Source organism: Rathayibacter sp. AY1D9 (assembly GCF_002932395.1).
Classification (GTDB): domain Bacteria; phylum Actinomycetota; class Actinomycetes; order Actinomycetales; family Microbacteriaceae; genus Rathayibacter.
In genome coordinates, this window is record NZ_PSVQ01000075.1 from 1 (window position 1) to 2078 (window position 2078).

Below are 2078 nucleotides of genomic sequence, written 5' to 3' on the forward strand. Positions count from 1 at the left end.
TACGCGCGGATCTGGGGCCTCGACGACGAGCGGCTCGCCCGGCTGGGTCCCGATACCATCGTCATGCACCCCGGACCCATGAACAGGGGCGTCGAGATCTCCTCGGCGGCCGCCGATTCGAGCCGCTCCACGGTGCTCGAACAGGTCACGAACGGAGTGTCCGTCCGGATGGCCGCGCTCTACCTGCTGCTGTCCGGCGAACGGGAGGTCCACTGATGAGCACTGCCCAGCCGCTTCAGAGCACGGCGCCGGAGCGGATCCTGATCTCGGGAGCGACGCTCGCCGACGAGTCGACCGCCGACCTGCTGATCGACGGGGGCGTGATCGTCGAGATCGGCGCCGACCTCGACTCGCGCGGGGCCCGCGTGATCGACGCCGACGGCCTGCTGGCGCTGCCCGGCCTGGTCGACCTGCACACCCACCTGCGCGAGCCGGGGTTCGAGCAGAGCGAGACGATCCTCACCGGCACGCGAGCTGCGGCCGCCGGAGGCTTCACCGCCGTCTTCGCGATGGCGAACACCTCGCCGGTGCAGGACACCGCGGGCGTGGTCGAGCAGGTGCAGAGCCTGGGCGAGGACGCCGGCTACGCGACGGTCCGCCCGATCGGCGCGGTGACCGTGGGTCTGGCGGGGGAGTCGCTCGCCGAGCTCGGCGCGATGGCCCGCAGCCGCGCGGCCGTGCGGGTCTTCTCGGACGACGGGAAGTGCGTCTCGGACGCGCTGCTGATGCGCCGCGCTCTCGAGTACGTCAAGGCGTTCGACGGAGTCGTCGCCCAGCACGCGCAGGAGCCGCGGCTCACCGTGGGCGCGCAGATGAACGAGGGCGCCGTCTCCAGCGCCCTCGGCCTGCAGGGCTGGCCCGCCGTGGCCGAGGAGGCGATCATCACCCGCGACGTGCTCCTCGCCGAGCACGTGGGCTCCCGCCTGCACGTCTGCCACGTCTCGACCGCGGGCTCGGTCGACGTCATCCGCTGGGCGAAGGCCCGGGGGATCGACGTGACCGCCGAGGTCACCCCCCACCACCTGCTCCTCACCGAGCAGGCCGTCGCCGGCCAGGACGGGCCGAGCTACGACGCCCGCTTCAAGGTGAACCCGCCGCTGCGCCGCGACGAGGACGTGCTCGCCCTCCGCGAGGCCCTCGCCGACGGCACCATCGACATCGTCGCCACCGACCACGCGCCGCACCCGGTCGAGGCGAAGGACTGCGAGTGGGACGCCGCGGCGTTCGGCATGGTCGGCCTCGAGAGCGCGCTGAGCGTGGTGCACGCCGCCGTCGTCGAGGACGGGCGGATGAGCTGGTCCGACGTCGCGCGCGTGCTCTCCTCCGCCCCCGCCCGCATCGGCCGGCTCGACGGCTACGACCGCGGCCTCGCCGTCGGGGCCGCCGCGAACGTCGTGCTCTACGACCCGGAGGCGCGACGCCGCTTCTCCGTCGAGGACCTGCGCGGCCGCAGCGGCAACTCCCCGTACCTCGGTCGCGAGCTGCCGGGCCGCGTCGTCGCCACCCTCCACCGGGGCTTCCCGACCGTGCTGGACGGCGAGCTCGTCGACGCGGCGGTCGTCGCCGCCTCCGCGAAGGCCTCCCGTGGATAGGGCCGCGATCACGATCGTCATCGCCGCGGGCGTCGTCCTCGTCTTCGTCGGCATGCTGCTCTCCTGGCGCGCGCGGCGCCGCCGCTCGGCCGCCCTCGCGCCGGAGCCCGTGCCCGCGTCCTCGCTGGGCGCCGAGGTCGAGCGCGTCGACCTCCCGTACGTGGCCACGACCCGCTTCGAGCAGCCGCTCGAGCGCGTCGTGCTGCCGGGGCTCGGCTTCCGCGGCAACGCGGTGCTGCGCCTCCACGAGCGCGGCGTCGTGATCGCCCCCGTCGGCGAGCGCGAGACGGTGATCCCGGCCTCCCTCCTGCGCGGAGCGGGCCAGGGCAGCTACGTGATCGACCGCGTCGTCGAGGAGGGCGGCCTGCTCGTGATCTCCTGGTCGCCCCGCGGCGACGAGACCGTCGACAGCTACCTCCGCGTGGCCGAGCCCGCCCTCCGGGCGCACCTGGTCGCCGAGCTGCAGCGCCTCGCCGGCCCCCGTTC

General features: G+C 74.4%; 2 protein-coding genes and 1 pseudogene. All 3 read left to right on the top strand.

Translation table 11 applies throughout. The features are described 5' to 3' along the window. Window positions 1-216: pseudogene (locus tag C5C50_RS16540) on the top strand (aspartate carbamoyltransferase); the annotation flags it as partial. Further along, complete coding sequence (locus C5C50_RS16545) at window positions 216-1592, top strand: dihydroorotase (protein ID WP_104273949.1); 1377 nt, start codon at window positions 216-218, stop codon at window positions 1590-1592. The pseudogene C5C50_RS16540 and the gene C5C50_RS16545, both read left to right, overlap by 1 nt. After that, window positions 1585-2078: hypothetical protein (locus C5C50_RS16550; protein ID WP_104273950.1), on the top strand; the 494-nt coding region annotated here is incomplete at its 3' end. The genes C5C50_RS16545 and C5C50_RS16550, both read left to right, overlap by 8 nt.

Bases quoted from the DNA above. Each gene is read 5' to 3' on its own strand.
- C5C50_RS16545 (WP_104273949.1), top strand. From the start codon at position 216: ATGAGCACTGCCCAGCCGCTTCAGAGCACGGCGCCGGAGCGGATCCTG.